This is a genomic window from Streptomyces caelestis (assembly GCF_001279005.1).
Classification (GTDB): domain Bacteria; phylum Actinomycetota; class Actinomycetes; order Streptomycetales; family Streptomycetaceae; genus Streptomyces; species Streptomyces heliomycini.
This window is the reverse complement of sequence record NZ_LGCN01000228.1, coordinates 11,936-27,272: the sequence shown is the minus strand read 5'-3', so window position 1 is coordinate 27,272 and position 15,337 is coordinate 11,936. Positions and strand designations below refer to the sequence as shown.

At 70.5% G+C, this 15,337-nt stretch carries 14 protein-coding genes and 1 pseudogene; 8 read left to right on the top strand and 7 right to left on the bottom strand.

Annotation, left to right across the window (positions count from 1 at the left end):
• Together ADK41_RS28785 and ADK41_RS28780 are read left to right on the top strand one after the other, a co-directional pair.
• Window positions 1–993 carry an alpha-ketoacid dehydrogenase subunit beta gene (locus ADK41_RS28785; protein ID WP_030819965.1) on the top strand — a complete coding sequence of 331 codons (993 nt, stop codon included), beginning with the start codon at window positions 1–3 and terminating at the stop codon, window positions 991–993.
• 10 nt (window positions 994–1,003) lie between these two features.
• Complete coding sequence (locus ADK41_RS28780; RefSeq protein ID WP_030819963.1) at window positions 1,004–2,416, top strand: dihydrolipoamide acetyltransferase family protein; 1,413 nt, start codon at window positions 1,004–1,006, stop codon at window positions 2,414–2,416.
• A gap of 79 nt (window positions 2,417–2,495) precedes the next feature.
• Here the strand turns inward: ADK41_RS28780 and ADK41_RS28775 are convergent.
• Window positions 2,496–3,415, bottom strand: a pseudogene (locus tag ADK41_RS28775) (BRO-N domain-containing protein).
• A gap of 198 nt (window positions 3,416–3,613) precedes the next feature.
• Window positions 3,614–4,513, bottom strand: a complete 900-nt coding sequence (locus ADK41_RS28770; protein ID WP_030819962.1) for a D-alanyl-D-alanine carboxypeptidase family protein — start codon at window positions 4,511–4,513, stop codon at window positions 3,614–3,616.
• Between the two features lie 194 nt (window positions 4,514–4,707).
• On the opposite strand from ADK41_RS28770, the gene ADK41_RS28765 reads away from it, so the two are divergent.
• Window positions 4,708–5,361: a GntR family transcriptional regulator gene (locus tag ADK41_RS28765; protein ID WP_030819961.1), complete on the top strand. Its 654-nt coding sequence runs from the start codon at window positions 4,708–4,710 to the stop codon at window positions 5,359–5,361.
• Window positions 5,358–6,668: an MFS transporter gene (locus ADK41_RS28760; protein ID WP_030819955.1), complete on the top strand. Its 1,311-nt coding sequence runs from the start codon at window positions 5,358–5,360 to the stop codon at window positions 6,666–6,668. The genes ADK41_RS28765 and ADK41_RS28760 overlap by 4 nt, the downstream gene beginning before the upstream one ends.
• Before the next feature lie 172 nt (window positions 6,669–6,840).
• On the opposite strand, the gene ADK41_RS28755 is transcribed toward ADK41_RS28760, so the two are convergent.
• On the bottom strand, window positions 6,841–7,665 hold the full coding sequence (locus ADK41_RS28755) for a maleylpyruvate isomerase family mycothiol-dependent enzyme (protein ID WP_030819951.1): 825 nt from the start codon (window positions 7,663–7,665) through the stop codon (window positions 6,841–6,843).
• Between the two features lie 182 nt (window positions 7,666–7,847).
• On the opposite strand from ADK41_RS28755, the gene ADK41_RS28750 reads away from it, so the two are divergent.
• Window positions 7,848–8,642 carry a carbon-nitrogen family hydrolase gene (locus ADK41_RS28750; protein ID WP_030819949.1) on the top strand — a complete coding sequence of 265 codons (795 nt, stop codon included), beginning with the start codon at window positions 7,848–7,850 and terminating at the stop codon, window positions 8,640–8,642.
• A 10-nt stretch (window positions 8,643–8,652) separates the two neighbouring features.
• Here the strand turns inward: ADK41_RS28750 and ADK41_RS28745 are convergent, their stop codons facing one another.
• The 4 genes from ADK41_RS28745 to ADK41_RS28730 all read right to left on the bottom strand — a co-directional run bounded on the left by ADK41_RS28745 (window position 8,653) and on the right by ADK41_RS28730 (window position 12,848).
• A complete protein-coding gene (locus tag ADK41_RS28745) occupies window positions 8,653–9,147 on the bottom strand; it encodes an LURP-one-related/scramblase family protein (RefSeq protein WP_030819947.1) in 495 nt (164 codons plus the stop codon).
• A gap of 125 nt (window positions 9,148–9,272) precedes the next feature.
• Window positions 9,273–9,524, bottom strand: coding sequence for a DUF6458 family protein (locus tag ADK41_RS28740; protein WP_030819944.1), 252 nt, complete (start codon window positions 9,522–9,524; stop codon window positions 9,273–9,275).
• Window positions 9,525–9,605: 81 nt separating this feature from the next.
• On the bottom strand, window positions 9,606–10,904 hold the full coding sequence (locus ADK41_RS28735; protein WP_030819942.1) for a M18 family aminopeptidase: 1,299 nt from the start codon (window positions 10,902–10,904) through the stop codon (window positions 9,606–9,608).
• Between the two features lie 117 nt (window positions 10,905–11,021).
• A complete protein-coding gene (locus tag ADK41_RS28730) occupies window positions 11,022–12,848 on the bottom strand; it encodes an acyl-CoA dehydrogenase (RefSeq protein WP_030819940.1) in 1,827 nt (608 codons plus the stop codon).
• Between the two features lie 163 nt (window positions 12,849–13,011).
• Here ADK41_RS28730 and ADK41_RS28725 point away from each other — a divergent pair, with 163 nt between their 5' ends.
• From ADK41_RS28725 to ADK41_RS28715, 3 genes are all read left to right on the top strand, one after another.
• Window positions 13,012–13,476: an SseB family protein gene (locus ADK41_RS28725; protein ID WP_030819938.1), complete on the top strand. Its 465-nt coding sequence runs from the start codon at window positions 13,012–13,014 to the stop codon at window positions 13,474–13,476.
• A gap of 137 nt (window positions 13,477–13,613) precedes the next feature.
• Window positions 13,614–14,606: a pirin family protein gene (locus tag ADK41_RS28720; protein WP_030819937.1), complete on the top strand. Its 993-nt coding sequence runs from the start codon at window positions 13,614–13,616 to the stop codon at window positions 14,604–14,606.
• 91 nt (window positions 14,607–14,697) lie between these two features.
• Window positions 14,698–15,330, top strand: coding sequence for a hypothetical protein (locus ADK41_RS28715; protein WP_051842940.1), 633 nt, complete (start codon window positions 14,698–14,700; stop codon window positions 15,328–15,330).
• The last annotated feature ends 7 nt before the right edge of the window (window positions 15,331–15,337 follow it).

The window sequence follows — 15,337 nt, the reverse complement described above, 5'->3', positions numbered from 1 at the left end:
ATGGCGGAGACCGTGACATCCAAGAACATGGCCCTGGCCAAGGCGATCAACGAGTCGTTGCGGCACGCCCTGGACGCGGACCCCAAGGTCCTCGTCATGGGCGAGGACGTCGGCAAGCTCGGCGGCGTGTTCCGGGTGACGGACGGGCTGCAGAAGGACTTCGGCGACAGCCGTGTCATCGACACCCCGCTCGCCGAGTCGGGCATCGTCGGCACCGCGATCGGCCTGGCCCTGCGCGGTTACCGGCCGGTGGTGGAGATCCAGTTCGACGGCTTCGTCTTCCCGGCGTACGACCAGATCGTCACGCAGCTCGCGAAGATGCACGCCCGCTCGCTGGGCAAGGTCAAGCTCCCCGTCGTCGTGCGCATCCCGTACGGCGGCGGCATCGGCGCGGTGGAGCACCACTCGGAGTCCCCGGAGTCGCTGTTCGCGCACGTGGCCGGTCTGAAGATCGTGTCGCCGTCGAACGCGTCGGACGCCTACTGGATGATGCAGCAGGCCATCCAGAGCGACGACCCGGTGATCTTCTTCGAGCCCAAGCGGCGCTACTGGGACAAGGCCGAGGTCGACACCGAGGCGATCCCGGGCCCGCTGCACACCGCGCGGGTGGTGCGCGAGGGCACGGACCTCACGCTCGTGGCGTACGGCCCGATGGTGAAGCTCTGCCAGGAGGTCGCCGACGCGGCGGCCGAGGAGGGCCGCTCCCTGGAGGTGCTGGACCTGCGCTCGGTCTCCCCGCTCGACTTCGACTCGATCCAGGCGTCGGTGGAGAAGACCCGCCGGCTGGTCGTCGTCCACGAGGCGCCGGTGTTCTTCGGCTCCGGCGCGGAGATCGCCGCCCGGATCACGGAGCGCTGCTTCTACCACCTGGAGGCCCCGGTGCTGCGGGTGGGCGGCTACCACGCCCCGTACCCGCCGGCCCGCCTGGAGGAGTCCTACCTCCCGGACCTGGACCGGGTGCTGGACGCCGTCGACCGCTCGCTGGCGTACTGAGGAGAGGGTCGTGACGACGATGACGAACGCGTCCGTACGCGAGTTCAAGATGCCGGACGTGGGCGAGGGCCTCACCGAGGCCGAGATCCTCAAGTGGTACGTCCAGCCGGGTGACACGGTCACCGACGGCCAGGTGGTCTGCGAGGTCGAGACGGCGAAGGCGGCCGTCGAACTGCCCATCCCCTACGACGGGGTGGTCCGCGAGCTGCACTTCCCCGAGGGCACCACGGTGGACGTGGGCACGTCCATCATCGCGGTGGACGTCGCGGGCGGTGCGGCCCCGGCGGCGGAGGAGGCCCCTGCCCCCGCCCCCGCTCCCGCCGCGGAGCCCGAGGAGAAGCCGGCGGCCCGCCAGCCGGTCCTGGTCGGCTACGGCGTGGCGACGTCCTCGACGCGCCGCCGCCCCCGCAGGGCGCCGGCCCCGGACGCCGCTGTCCAGCAGGCGGCGGCAGCGGTCCAGCAGGAGCTGAACGGGCACGCGCCGGCCCCCGTCGAAGGCGTGTCGCGCCCGCTGGCGAAGCCGCCGGTGCGCAAGCTGGCGAAGGACCTGGGCGTCGACCTGACGACGGTCGTCCCGACCGGCCCGGACGGCGTCATCACCCGCGAGGACGTCCACGCGGCGGTGGCGGCGGTCCAGGCCCCGCAGGAGCAGCCCGCCCCCGTGTCCGCACCCGCTCCGGCCACCCCGGCCGCCTCGGCCGCCCCGGTGTCGTACGACACGGCCCGCGAGACCCGCATCCCGGTCAAGGGGGTCCGCAAGGCCACGGCGGCGGCGATGGTCGGCTCGGCGTTCACGGCGCCGCACGTCACGGAGTTCGTGACGGTCGACGTGACGCGCACCATGAAGCTGGTCGAGGAGCTCAAGCAGGACAAGGAGTTCACGGGCCTGCGCGTGAACCCCCTGCTGCTGATCGCCAAGGCCCTGCTGGTCGCGATCAAGCGGAACCCGGAGATCAACGCGTCGTGGGACGAGGCGGCCCAGGAGATCGTGGTCAAGCACTACGTCAACCTGGGCATCGCGGCGGCCACCCCGCGCGGCCTGATCGTCCCGAACATCAAGGACGCCCACGCCAAGACGCTGCCGCAACTGGCCGAGTCCCTCGGCGAACTGGTGTCCACGGCCAGGGAGGGCAAGACCTCCCCGTCCGCGATGCAGGCGGGCACGGTCACGATCACCAACGTCGGCGTCTTCGGCGTCGACACGGGCACGCCGCTCCTCAACCCCGGCGAGTCCGCGATCCTCGCGGTCGGCGCGATCAAGCCCCAGCCGTGGGTCCACAAGGGCAAGGTCAAGCCCCGCCAGGTCACCACCCTGGCCCTCTCCTTCGACCACCGCCTGGTCGACGGCGAGCTCGGCTCCAAGGTGCTGGCCGACGTGGCGGCGATCCTGGAGCAGCCGAAGCGGTTGATCAGCTGGGCATGAGGGCTGTGAACCGCTGGGTTCACGGGACAGGAGGGGCGCCGCAACTTCGGATTGCGACGCCCCTCCTGCTGTACCGGCCCTACGGGAGCACGTACACCGGAGCGGCGTCCTCCGCCCCGCCCCGCGAGCGAATACAGGCGTGCCTGCGCAGCAGCCTCAGGCACTCGTTGACGCGGCGCGCGGAAAGCCCGTACGGGCGGCGATCGACCCCAGCGGCTCGCGCAGCTCACCCTTCTCGACGAGCACCGACTCGGTGGTGGGCCGCGCGGTGAGGAGAGCCGTGGGCGCCCGACGTGCGAGGACGAGGGTGTCGAACCGGTCCGCGATGCGTTCCGTCGCCCGGACCATGGCCTGTTGCACGGCGAGGGTGGCCTGCTGGACGGAGAGCGTGGCCTGTTGCGTGACCGGCGTTTCCCGCTGCATGGCCGGCATCTCCCTTTGCAACGCGACCGATTCACGCTGCCCGTTCGCCAGCTCCTCGTCCAACTGAAGGTGGTGTGCTTCGAGCCGGACGATGGCCTCGGCGACCTGTTCCGGCATGGCGTAGGCGATGGGGGCACCGGGCTCGGAGGGCTGCACCTCGGCCTCGTCGAGGGAGTAGGAGCCCTCACGCTGAACGGTCTCGATCACTTCGGCGACCCATTGCTTGAAGGGGGCGCAGGCCTGTTTGGTGCAGGCGTTGACAAGAAGGATGAGACCTTGCGGAGAGATGACTTGCAAGTCTCGACGCCACTCTCTACCTGCGGGAACGCTGAGACCGTAACCTCCAGTTACGGTCTCGAGAATCTCTCGGTGCTCGTCCGGAACATGGTCTGCGAGCGCCTTCCGGGAGTTGGTGTGGCCGAGTTCCTTGCAGACGTCCACCGCCGGGAACCAGTGCGTCCCGTCCGGCATCGTCAGCCTCCGCACCCGGGCGCCGGTCGCCGCGTACACGAAGTCGCTGACGTCGATCGCCTCGTGCCGATCGGCGGAGTTCTGTCGTTTGCTGGGTTCGTTCATGTGAACCACCTCCGCTGCGGAACGTAGGGCGGGTCGGAACGCATATGCCAGCCGGTCCGATGATGTTCACGATTGCGAGCGAAGCCGACCGAAACGGCTGTGTCGACCGGCGGACATGTGCAGGGCGGAGGTCGGAGCGAGGCATGCGGAAGGGGCCCACCGGTACCGGTGGGCCCCTTCCGCATGCGACCGCGTGGGTCAGATCTTGCCGAAGCCGTAGCCCAGGAGGCTCTTGGCGTCCTTCTCGCGCTGGGTGGCGGAGGAGGAGGCGAGGACCGTGCCGATGACCGTCTTGCCGTTGCGGGTCGCGGCGAAGACCAGGCAGTACTTGGCCTCCGGGCCCGAGCCGGTCTTCACGCCGATCGTGCCGCTGTAGCTGCTGAGCAGCGTGTTGGTGTTGGTCCACGGCGCCATCGTGCGGGTGCTGCCCGTCTTGGTCGTGGTCTTCGCCGTGTACTTCTTCGTCTTCACGATCGAGCGGAACGTGGAGTTCTTCATCGCGCTGCTCGCGATCTTCGTCAGATCGCGCGGCGTCGAGTAGTTCTTGCCGCTCCCGATGCCGTCGAACGAGTCGAAGTGGGTGTTCTTCAGCCCCAGTTTCGTCGCCTCGGAGTTCATCTTGCCGATGAACGACTTCACGCGCGCCGCACGCGTCGAGCCCGAACCGAACTTGTCCGCCAGCGCGTACGCGGCGTCGCAGCCGGACGGCAGCATCAGCCCGTACAGCAGCTGGCGCACGGTGACCTTGTCGCCGACGATCAGCCGCGCCGACGAGGCGTTCTTCGACACGATGTAGTCGCTGTACGCCTTCTGGATCGTGACCTTGGTGTCGAGGTTCAGGTTCTTCTGCGCCAGCACCACCTTCGCGGTCATGATCTTCGTCGTCGAGCCGGTCGAACGACGCGTGTCCGCCGCCTTCGTGTACAGCGACTTGCCGTTCGCGTTGTTCATCACGAAGCCGCCCTTGGCGACGATGGACGGCGCGGCGGCGGCCTGCGCGGGCGCGGCGTAGAGGGCTCCGGAGGCGAGCAGGGCGCCGGTGGTCACGGCGACGCCGACGGCTCTGCGGACACGGAAGCCCTGAATGTCGATCTTCAAGTCGAATACCCCGATTGCCTGGAATGGCCGTACCCTGCGGCCGAGTTGAGGTGCGGCCCATGAAGGGGCCGCGTCTTTCTGACGCGCGGTGCGTGCGGATGGTTGTACGTGAATCGGGGGTCGCTTCCGACTTCTCCGGGTCCGCATCGTGGATGGATTCTTCCATGCGTGCGTGTTGTATCTATCCTGTCCGCATGAGCATGGCCGCAGCGAAGCAACCACCTGCCACCGACCGCGTCTACACCCACGTCAAGCAGGGCGTCCTGGAGCGCCGTTACGAGGGCGGGACGCTGCTCACCGAAGGCGAGCTGGCCGAGGCCGTGGGGGTCTCGCGGACCCCCGTGCGCGAGGCGCTGCTGCGGCTGGAGGTCGAAGGACTGATCAGGCTCTATCCGAAGAAGGGCGCCCTCGTCCTGCCCGTCTCCGCGCAGGAGATCGCCGACGTCGTCGAGACCCGGCTGCTCGTCGAGGAGCACGCCGCCAGGAAGGCCGTACCCGCGCCGCCCGCACTCGTCGAGCGTCTGGAGGAGCTGCTCGCCCGGCAGAAGGAGCAGGCCGCCGCCGGCGACTTCGCCGCGGCCTCCGTCACCGACCGGTGCTTCCACGCCGAGATCGTCCGCAGCGGCGGCAACGAGATCCTCTCCCGCCTCTACGACCAGCTCCGCGACCGCCAGCTGCGGATGGGCGTCGCCGTGATGCACTCCCACCCGGACCGGATCGCCAAGACCCTCGCCGAGCACGGGGAGATCCTCCGGGCGCTGCGCTCCGGCGACGCGGAGGCGGCCGTCGACGTCGTCCACCGGCACGTCGGATGGTTCTCCCACCTGGCCCGGGGGGAGGTGCGATGAGCGGCACGCTGCCCGGGGATCCTCTCCCGGAGGGGGCGCCCCCAGGCGGACGGCGCGCCCTCGCCGTGTGGGGGATCGGCGTCTCGGTCTACTTCGTCGCCGTCATCTTCCGTACGTCGCTCGGTGTGGCCGGCCTCGACGCCGCCGACCGCTTCGACGTGGGCGCCTCGGCCCTGTCCACCTTCTCCATCCTCCAGCTGCTGGTCTACGCGGGCATGCAGATACCCGTCGGGCTGCTGGTCGACCGGCTCGGCACCAAGAAGGTGCTGGGCATCGGCGTCGTGCTGTTCACGGCGGGGCAGCTCGGCTTCGCGTTCTCCCCGTCGTACGGCATGGCGCTCGCCTCGCGGGCCCTGCTCGGCTGCGGTGACGCGATGACGTTCATCAGCGTGCTGCGGCTGGGCACCCGGTGGTTCCCGGCCCGGCGCGGGCCGCTGGTCGCGCAGATGGCCGGGCTGGCGGGCATGGCCGGCAACCTCGTCTCCACGCTGGTCCTGTCCCGGCTGCTGCACGGCATCGGCTGGACGGCGGCGTTCGCGGGCAGCGCGGTGGCCGGCCTCGTGGTGTTCGTGCTGCTCCTGCTGTTCCTCGAGGACCATCCCGAGGGGCAGGGGCCGGCGCCCGTCCCGCACCAGGGCGCCGCCTACGTACGCCGGCAGATCGCCGCCTCCTGGCGGGAGCCGGGGACGCGGCTGGGGCTGTGGGTGCACTTCACCACCCAGTTCCCGGCGATGGTGTTCCTGCTGCTGTGGGGGATGCCGTTCCTGGTGGAGGCGCAGGGGCTGTCCCGGGCCACCGCCGGTGAGCTGCTCACCCTCGTCGTGCTGTCCAACATGGCTTTCGGGCTGGTCTACGGCCAGGTCATCGCCCGGCACCACGGTGCGCGGCTGCCGTTGGCGCTGGGGACGGTGGGCGCGACGGCGGTGCTGTGGGCGGCCACTCTGGTCTATCCGGCGGACACGGCGCCGATGTGGCTGCTGGTGGTGCTGTGCGCGGTGCTGGGAGCCTGCGGGCCGGCGTCGATGATCGGGTTCGACTTCGCACGGCCGGCGAATCCGCCCGAGCGGCAGGGGACGGCGTCGGGGATCACCAACATGGGGGGCTTCGTCGCCTCCATGACGACGCTGTTCGCGGTCGGTGTGCTGCTGGACGCGACCGGGGACGACTACGCCGTGGCCTTCTCGTCCGTGTTCGTGCTGCAGGCGCTGGGGGTCACCCAGATCCTGCGGCTGCGGAGGCGGGCGGTGCGCAGGGAGCGGGAGCGGTCGGTCGCGAGCCGGGTGAGTTCGGTGCACGTGCCCGTGTGACGGCGCCCGGTGTCGCTGCTGGGCGGGGGTGGGTCCCGCGGCCGGCGCTTGCCGGGGGCCTCCCTTGCTCTCGGCCGCGCTCGAGCGGGAGGTACCCCCACCGCCCACCCGTGCCGCCCCGGGGTGCCTCCCCCAGGCCTCAAGGCACTGGGGGAGGCACGACTGCCCGCGGCTAGGGCGTCACAGCGAAGTACCTCAGGATCGCCGCCGCCAGGTCCGGGTCGCCCTCCGTCTTCACCCTGTCCTTCACCGCTTCCGCCGTCACCCGGCCGCAGGCCAGACGGACGTAGGTCTCCCAGTCGAGGGAGAGACCGGCGACCGGGCCGAGGGCCGGGGCCGTCTCCAGGGTGCCGCGGCCCTGGATGTCGACGCGGATCGTGCGGAGGAACTCCACCGGGCCGTGGACGTCGATGACGAAGGCCGAGCTGCGCGGCGCCTGCGCGAGTTCGGCGACCACGCGCGGCAGCTCGTCGAGCAGCACATCGCGGGCGACGTGCGCGCCGGGGGAGTCGAGGTTGCCGGGGTGGCCGAGGGCCGCGCGCAGGTCCTGCTCGTGCGCCCACACGGCGAAGGCGTGCCGGCGCATGGACTCCTCCAGCGTCAGCTCCGTGCCGAGCGGGCCGCGCACCGTGGCGCCGGGGGCGCGGTTCTCGTTCCGCAGCTGGCGGTTGCGGCGGATGATCATGAGCTCCAGCTCGGAGGTCATCTCCGGCGCCGTGTGGTGGCGGCGCACGTCGACCTGCATCTCCATGTACCGCTGGTGGTCGTTGGTGACGTGGAACAGGTCGCGCGGCAGCGTGTGGATGGGGCGGGGGTCGCCGTACATCTCGGAGTCCAGGCCGATGACGTGCGAGACGACATCGCGGACCGACCAGCCCGGGCACGGTGTCCGCCGGTTCCAGTCGGCCTCCGGGAGCGGCTGCACCAGCTCGGATATCGCCTCGATGGAGTGGGACCAGGCGTCGGCGTAGGGCTGGAGGGTGGGATGCAGGCTCACGGAACGGGACCCCTCGGCGGTCGGTACACGGGCAGGTTGTGGCGGCGGTGCCAGTGGGCGGTGGCTGCACTCGGCGGGTGTCTCGAAACGCTAAGTTACGCTGCTGTGAGGCACCCCGGCAGTGCTTTCGTGTGACGATCGTAGGCCCGTGTGCGCGGGTCGAATGCCAGGACGGTGGTAGTGTGCGCGCTTCCTTGCTCCAAGTCGCGGTGAACGAGGACGAACCGGTCGCATCGCGCCGACGCCGGGTCGCCGGGCTGGTACGGGATCAGGCCGGGGCCGATCTCGTCGTGCTGCCGGAGCTGTGGACCACAGGTGCGTTCGCGTACGAGGAGTTCGGCGGCGAGGCGGAACCGCTCGAAGGGCCGACCTTCGAGGCGATGGCCAAGGCCGCGAGCGACGCGGGCGTGTGGCTGCACGCGGGGTCGATCCCCGAGCGCGACCCGGACGGTCCCCTCTACAACACCTCGCTCGTCCTCTCCCCCTCCGGCGACCTCGCCGCCGCCTACCGCAAGATCCACCGCTTCGGCTTCGACAAGGGCGAGGCCGTGCTGATGGGGGCGGGCGACGCGCTGGTGACGGTCCGGCTGCCGCAGACCGTCGTCGGTGTGGCGACCTGCTACGACCTCCGTTTCCCCGAACTCTTCCGCGGTCTCGTCGACGCCGGCGCCGAGACCCTCGTCGTCCCGGCGGGCTGGCCGGAGCGCCGCCGGTCCCACTGGACGCTGCTGGCCCGCGCGCGGGCGGTGGAGAACCAGGCGTTCGTCCTCGCGTGTGGAACGGCCGGGACGCACGCCGGGGTTCCGCAGGCGGGTCACTCGATCGTGGTGGATCCCTGGGGCGAGGTCCTGGCGGAGGCGGGCCCCGGCGAGGAGGTCCTCACCGTCGACTTCGACCCGGCGACGGTCGCGGGCACCCGCGAACGCTTCCCGGCCCTCAAGGACCGCGTCCTCGGTCTGGACCGCCCCCGCCGCTGACCGGGGCCTGCTAGTCCTCCCGCTCCTTCTCCGCCAGGTTGATCACGCACACCGCCACCGCGATCAGCAGCGCCGGGTCCGCGTCCTCGCGCACCACGTCGACGGCGTAGGTGTCCCGCAGGCTCAGCAGCCGCCGGGAGATCACGGCGAGCAGTTCGCCGTCGTACTCGACGGCGAACTCCCGGTCGAGGATCCGCCCGCTGACGTCCAGTTCGGTGCAGCCGTCCGCCAGCGCCACCCGGTAGTGGTTGCGCAGTAGCGACAGCCGTTTGCGCCGGACGGTCGCCAGCGGCTGCCCGCCGCGCTCGATCACCATGGTGTCCCGCAGGGCGAACATCTTCTGGCGGATGTCGATGAGGACGCGGCCCTCGGTGTCCTTCAGCTCGAAGGTGTCCCGCAGCCGCATGGCCTTGCCGTCGACGAGGAAGACCTTGTTCCCGCGGTCGTCCTCGATCCAGTAGTCGTCCCCGATCCCGAGGATCCGGTCGCGTACGAGGAATCTCATGCCGCCAGCCCTTCCCCGCGCCCGCCCCCACGACGCGGACGCTAGCCCGAGGGGCTGACGCCCTCCGGGCACGGCGAGGGCGCGGGAATCCGTCCCCCGCGCCCCGTCCTGCGGTGACCGTCCGGTCAGACCCCGTACCCGTCGCTGTAGCCGTCGCGGGTGTGGGGACGTGCCGGGTCTTCGACGACCGGGGTGGCGGGGGGTACGACGACCCGCCGACGCCGGGCGATGCTGCTGAACGTCGCGACGCCGATCAGACCGACGATCATGAAGATGATGCCGACCAGGTCAAGGTTGACACCCTGCATGTCCCAGTCGGTCGCGAACGTGAGGATTGCTCCCACGGCGATGAGGATGATGCATCCGCCGAGGCCCATGAGTGTCGCCTCCCTGTCCGGTGTTTCCGGTGCGGACCGGGTACCCGGGCGGGCGTCACCCATGCGCCGTACGGCAGTTGACTACCCGTCGAGGAACGCGACGAGGGCGTTCGCCAGCAGGAACGGGTCCTTCGCGCCGCACAGTTCGCGGGCGCTGTGCATCGACAGGATGGCCACGCCGATGTCGACGGTCCTGATGCCGTGCCGGGCCGCCGTGATCGGGCCGATGGTGGTGCCGCACGGCATCGCGTTGTTGGAGACGAAGGACTGGAACGGCACGCCCGCCTTCTCGCAGGCCGCCGCGAAGACCGCCCGGCCGAATCCGTCCGTGGCGTACCGGTTGTTGACGTTGACCTTGAGGAGGGGGCCGCCGTCGACGCGCGGGTGGTGCGTCGGGTCGTGCCGCTCCGCGTAGTTGGGGTGCACGGCGTGACCGGTGTCGGAGGAGAGGCAGACGGTGCCGGCGAAGGCGCGGGCCCGGTCCTCGTACGACCCCCCGCGCGCGAACACCGAACGCTCCAGGACGCCGCCGAGCAGCGGGCCGTCCGCGCCGCTGTCGGACTGGGAGCCGTTCTCCTCGTGGTCGAAGGCGGCGAGGACGGGGATGTGGGAGAGGCCGGAGCCCTTGCCGGCCACCGCGGCGAGCGCGGCCGTGCCGGCGTGCACGGAGAGCAGGTTGTCCATGCGCGGGCCCGCCACCAGCTCGCGGTCGCGGCCCAGGTAGGCGGGCGGTTCGACGGAGTGGACCATCAGGTCCCAGCCGGTGACCTCGCCGGACGGGATGCCGGCGGTCTCCTCCAGGAAGGCGATCAGGTCGCCGTCGCGCACGTCGTCGCCCAGGCCCCACACCGGCTGCATGTGCCGCTGCTTGTCGAGCTTGAGGCCGTCGGAGTTGACGGAGCGGTCCAGGTGGACGGCGAGCTGGGGGACCCGCAGCAGGGGACGGTCGACGTCGACCAGGCGGGTGGAGCCGTCGCGCAGGGACAGCCGGCCGGCCAGCCCCAGGTCGCGGTCGAGCCAGGAGTTGAGCAGCGGTCCGCCGTAGATCTCCACGGCCAGCTGGCGCCAGCCGTGCGCCCCGCTGTCGGGCCGGGGCTTGACGCGCAGGTTGGGCGAGTCGGTGTGGGCGCCGACGATCCGGAAGGGGGTGTGCGCGTCCGCGCCCTCGGGGACGTACCAGGCGATGATCGCGCCGCCGCGCAGCACGTACCTGCCGCCCGCCGACCCGTCCCAGGCGTCCGTCTCCGCGACCTGACGGAAGCCCGCCTTCTCCAGCCGCTCGGCGGCGTTCGCCACGGCGTGGTACGGCGTGGGACTCGCCGCCAGGAAGGACATCAGGTCGTCGGTGTGGCCGCGGTCGAAGCGGGAGGGAGCGCTCATGGGTTCACCTTAACGAGGCCGAGGGCCCGCTTCCCTGCGCGGGAGCGGGCCCTCGGGCGGGGTCCGGCTGGATCTCGTGGGGTCTGTCCGGGGAGGTCCGGGGGGTCCCGGAAGGGCTCAGAAGGCCGCCTCGTCCAGTTCCATCAGGTCCAGCTCGACGCCCTCGGCGACCTTGCGGGCCAGGGTGACGCCGGGCAGGACGTTGGCCGCGAAGAACTTCGCCGCCGCGATCTTGCCGGTGTAGAAGGCCACGTCCTTGGTGGAGGCGGTCCGGAGCTTCTCGGCAGCGACCGCCGCGCCCTTGAGGAGCAGGTAGCCGACGATCACGTCACCGGAGGCCATCAGCAGGCGGGTGGTGTTCAGGCCCACCTTGTAGATGTTCTTGACGTCCTGCTCGGTGGCCGCGAGGTCGGTGAGCATCAGGCCGACGACGGCCTCCAGCTCGACGGCCGCCTTGGCCAGGTGCTCGCGGGCCGCGCCGAGCTCCTCGCCGCCCTCGCCGAGCGCCAGGAACTTCTTGATGTCCTCGGCCAGCGAGTTCAGCGCCGCGCCCTGGTTGCGGACGATCTTCCGGAAGAAGAAGTCCTGGCCCTGGATGGCGGTGGTGCCCTCGTACAGGGTGTCGATCTTGGAGTCCCGGATGTACTGCTCGATCGGGTACTCCTGCAGGAAGCCGGAGCCGCCGAAGGTCTGCAGCGACTGGGCGAGCTGCTCGTAGGCCTTCTCGGAGCCGTAGCCCTTGACGATCGGCAGGAGCAGGTCGTTCAGCGCGTGCTCGGTGGAGGCGTCCTCGCCGTTCGCCTCCTTGACCTGGATGGCGTCCTGGACGGAGGCGGTGTACATCACCAGGGCGCGCATGCCCTCCGCGTAGGCCTTCTGCGTCATGAGGGAGCGGCGGACGTCCGGGTGGTGCGTGATGGTGACCTTGGGGGCCGACTTGTCCATGAATTCGGCCAGGTCGGGACCCTGGACGCGCTCCTTGGCGTACTCCAGCGCGTTGAGGTAGCCGGTGGAGAGCGTGGAGATCGCCTTCGTGCCGACCATCATGCGGGCGAACTCGATGATGCGGAACATCTGGCGGATGCCGTCGTGCTTGTCGCCGATCAGCCAGCCCTTGGCGGGGTGCTTGTCGCCGAACGTCATCTCGCAGGTGTTGGAGGCCTTCAGGCCCATCTTGTGCTCGACGTTGGTGGCGTAGACGCCGTTGCGCTCGCCCAGCTCGCCGGTCTCGAAGTCGAAGAGGTACTTCGGGACGAGGAAGAGGGACAGGCCCTTGGTGCCGGGTCCGGCGCCCTCGGGACGGGCCAGCACGTAGTGGAGGATGTTCTCCGACATGTCGTGCTCACCGGAGGTGATGAACCGCTTCACGCCCTCGATGTGCCAGGAGCCGTCCTCCTGCCGCACGGCCTTGGTGCGGCCGGCGCCCACGTCCGAGCCGGCGTCCGGCTCGGTGAGCACCATCGTGGAGCCCCACTGCTTCTCGGTGGCGAACTTCGCGATGTGCTTCTGGACCTCGTTGCCCTCCTCGAAGAGGATGCCGGCGAAGGCGGGGCCGGAGGAGTACATCCACACCGCCGGGTTGGCGCCGAGGATGAGCTCGGCGTAGGCCCAGATGAGGGAGCGGGGGGCGGTGGTGCCGCCGATCTCCTCGGGCAGGCCCAGGCGCCAGTACTCCGAGTCCATGAAGGCCTGGTAGCTCTTCCTGAAGGACGCCGGGACCGGCGCGGTGCTGGTCTCCGGGTCGAAGACCGGGGGGTTGCGGTCGGCGTCGGTGAAGGACTCCGCCAGTTCGTTCTCCGAGAGGCGGGTGAGCTCCTCCAGGATGCTCTTCGCGGTCTCGACGTCCATCTCCTCGAACGGGCCCGTGCCGTACAGCTTGTCGCGCCCGAGTACTTCGAAGAGGTTGAACTCGATGTCGCGGAGATTCGACTTGTAGTGCCCCATGGCGACGGCTCCGTTAGAGAGGTATCGGCGAGGCGCTGACTCCTCGCAACTGATTCACGTACCGGCAAGTAGCTCCGATGATGCTACCCGCCGGTAATAAGAAGCAACCCCGATCCGGACATCTGTGACCCAGCCCTCCCGCCGGATCAGTAGTCTGTGCGGCATGTACGGCTACGACCAGAGCGCAGGGGCACAGCAGGGTTACGTCCCGCCGCAGCAGCAGATGCAGGGCGGGTACGGGCAGCAGGCGCCGCTGTATCCGGAGCCGTCCGCGCCCTCGCTCGCCGACGCGGTGCGCGCGTTCACCACGGGGCAGATGGCGGCCGAGGACTTCCAGCAGATCTTCGCCACCTCCAAGGTCTACTGCCCGCGCGGGGACAACCCCGGATTCCTCGCCCTGCACAACACCCAGCAGCCGGTGATCCCGATGTTCACCTCGCTCAAGGAGCTGCGGCGGTACGCGGGCAAGGAGTCCAAGTACTTCGTGATCACCGGCGCCGAGGTGATCGACCTGCTGCCCACGGGGTACGGCTTCGTGCTCGACATGGAGGGCGAGCACCGGATGGTGTTCGACGCCAAGGCCGTGGAGCAGATGGTCGAGTTCGCGATGCGCCGGATGTACGGCTGAAGCCGTCGCCGCGCGGACGGCTGGCACGTGCGATACCCATGCCGGGCCCGGAGGGAATGTCCTCCGGGCCTTCGTCGTTCGGAGTGGCAAGAAGTTCAACGCTCAACTAAAGTGGGCGTACCCAAGGAGGTACCGACATGCCTGCAGTGACCGTCGAGAACCCGTTGACGCTGCCCCGCGTGACCGCGCCCGCCGACGCCGTGGCACGTCCCGTGCTCACCGTCACGACCGCGCCGAGCGGTTTCGAGGGCGAGGGCTTCCCGGTGCGCCGGGCGTTCGCCGGGATCAACTACCGCCACCTCGACCCGTTCATCATGATGGACCAGATGGGTGAGGTGGAGTACGCGCCGGGAGAGCCGAAGGGAACGCCCTGGCACCCGCACCGCGGCTTCGAGACCGTCACCTACATCATCGACGGGGTCTTCGACCACCAGGACTCCCACGGCGGTGGCGGCACCATCACCAACGGCGACACCCAGTGGATGACGGCCGGCAGCGGCCTGCTCCACATCGAGGCGCCGCCGGAGCAGCTCGTCGTCTCCGGCGGGCTCTTCCACGGGCTCCAGCTGTGGGTGAACCTGCCCGCCAAGGACAAGATGATGGCGCCGCGCTACCAGGACATCCGCGGTGGCAGCGTCCAGCTGCTCGCCTCCCCCGACGGCGGCGCGCTGCTGCGGGTCATCGCCGGTGAGCTGGACGGCCACGAGGGCCCCGGCGTCACGCACACGCCGATCACGATGGTGCACGCGACGCTGGCTCCGGGTGCGGAGATCACCCTGCCCTGGCGGGAGGACTTCAACGGCCTGGTGTACGTCATGGCGGGCAGGGGCGCGGTCGGCGCCGAGCGGCGTCCGATCCACCTGGGTCAGACGGCGGTCTTCGGGGCCGGCTCCTCGCTGACCGTGCGCGCGGACGAGAGGCAGGACTCCCACACCCCGGACCTGGAGGTCGTCCTCCTCGGCGGCCGGCCGATCCGGGAGCCGATGGCCCACTACGGCCCGTTCGTGATGAACACCCGCGACGAGCTCCAGCAGGCCTTCGAGGACTTCCAGAAGGGACGGCTCGGCACGGTCCCGGCGGTGCACGGCATGTCCGAGGGCGGACCGGCGGTCGGCAACGACGGCGCCTGAAGACTGCCCGCGTCAGGCAGTGATCCCGGCCGTGCACGGACACGACGATGTCCGTGCACGGCCGGTCTGCCGAGGGGAGGGCGGGGCACCGATGAGCGAGCGCCGGGTACGGAAGATGCTGCGGCGGATGGAGAGCGGGGAGCCCGTACGGGTCACCTGCGCCATGCCGACCACGACGAAGCTCGCCCGGTTCGCCGCCATGGCCCAGGAGTTCGGATACCAGTACGCGGACGTACGGCAGGGCGGCGGGCCGAAGGGCGACCAGTACCTGGTCGTGATCGTGCCCGACCCCGGCCCCGCGGCCCGCGAGCGGGCCGCGCGCAACCGGGCGCGCTATCCGAGGGCCGCCCACGGCGGCGAGCTGCCGCGCCTCGCGCCCGAGGCGGTCGAGCTCCTCAAGGCCCGCATCACGTTCGACATCAGCACGATGTACACCGACCGGCAGATGATCCTGCTCGCCGGCGTCGCCGCCGTCCCGCCGGCCCTGCCGCTCGGCCTGCTGCTCGGCTCGGGTGCCACGGCCGTCGTCCTCACCGTCGTCTTCTGGGCGGCGGTGATGGCCCTCGTCCCCGGCGGACTCGCCGTCCGCCGTCGCTACCGGACCAGGTACGCCGCCCTCCTGCGGGCCGCCGGGTTCACACCGGTGACGGACCCGGCGGGCCGGGTGCGGTACGTGCCGCCGGGCGGCCGGCTTCCCGGGCACGGCGGTCCCCCGGCCGGCTGAGCCACCG

Excerpts from the sequence above, each read along its gene's own strand:
- ADK41_RS28730 (WP_030819940.1), bottom strand. The coding sequence starts at position 12,848 with ATGGGGCACTACAAGTCGAATCTCCGCGACATCGAGTTCAACCTCTTC.
- ADK41_RS28715 (WP_051842940.1), top strand. The coding sequence starts at position 14,698 with ATGAGCGAGCGCCGGGTACGGAAGATGCTGCGGCGGATGGAGAGCGGG.
- ADK41_RS28720 (WP_030819937.1), top strand. The coding sequence starts at position 13,614 with ATGCCTGCAGTGACCGTCGAGAACCCGTTGACGCTGCCCCGCGTGACC.
- ADK41_RS28740 (WP_030819944.1), bottom strand. The coding sequence starts at position 9,524 with ATGGGCCTCGGCGGATGCATCATCCTCATCGCCGTGGGAGCAATCCTC.
- ADK41_RS28745 (WP_030819947.1), bottom strand. The coding sequence starts at position 9,147 with ATGAGATTCCTCGTACGCGACCGGATCCTCGGGATCGGGGACGACTAC.
- ADK41_RS28735 (WP_030819942.1), bottom strand. The coding sequence starts at position 10,904 with ATGAGCGCTCCCTCCCGCTTCGACCGCGGCCACACCGACGACCTGATG.
- ADK41_RS28765 (WP_030819961.1), top strand. The coding sequence starts at position 4,708 with ATGAGCATGGCCGCAGCGAAGCAACCACCTGCCACCGACCGCGTCTAC.
- ADK41_RS28760 (WP_030819955.1), top strand. The coding sequence starts at position 5,358 with ATGAGCGGCACGCTGCCCGGGGATCCTCTCCCGGAGGGGGCGCCCCCA.
- ADK41_RS28725 (WP_030819938.1), top strand. The coding sequence starts at position 13,012 with ATGTACGGCTACGACCAGAGCGCAGGGGCACAGCAGGGTTACGTCCCG.
- ADK41_RS28785 (WP_030819965.1), top strand. The coding sequence starts at position 1 with ATGGCGGAGACCGTGACATCCAAGAACATGGCCCTGGCCAAGGCGATC.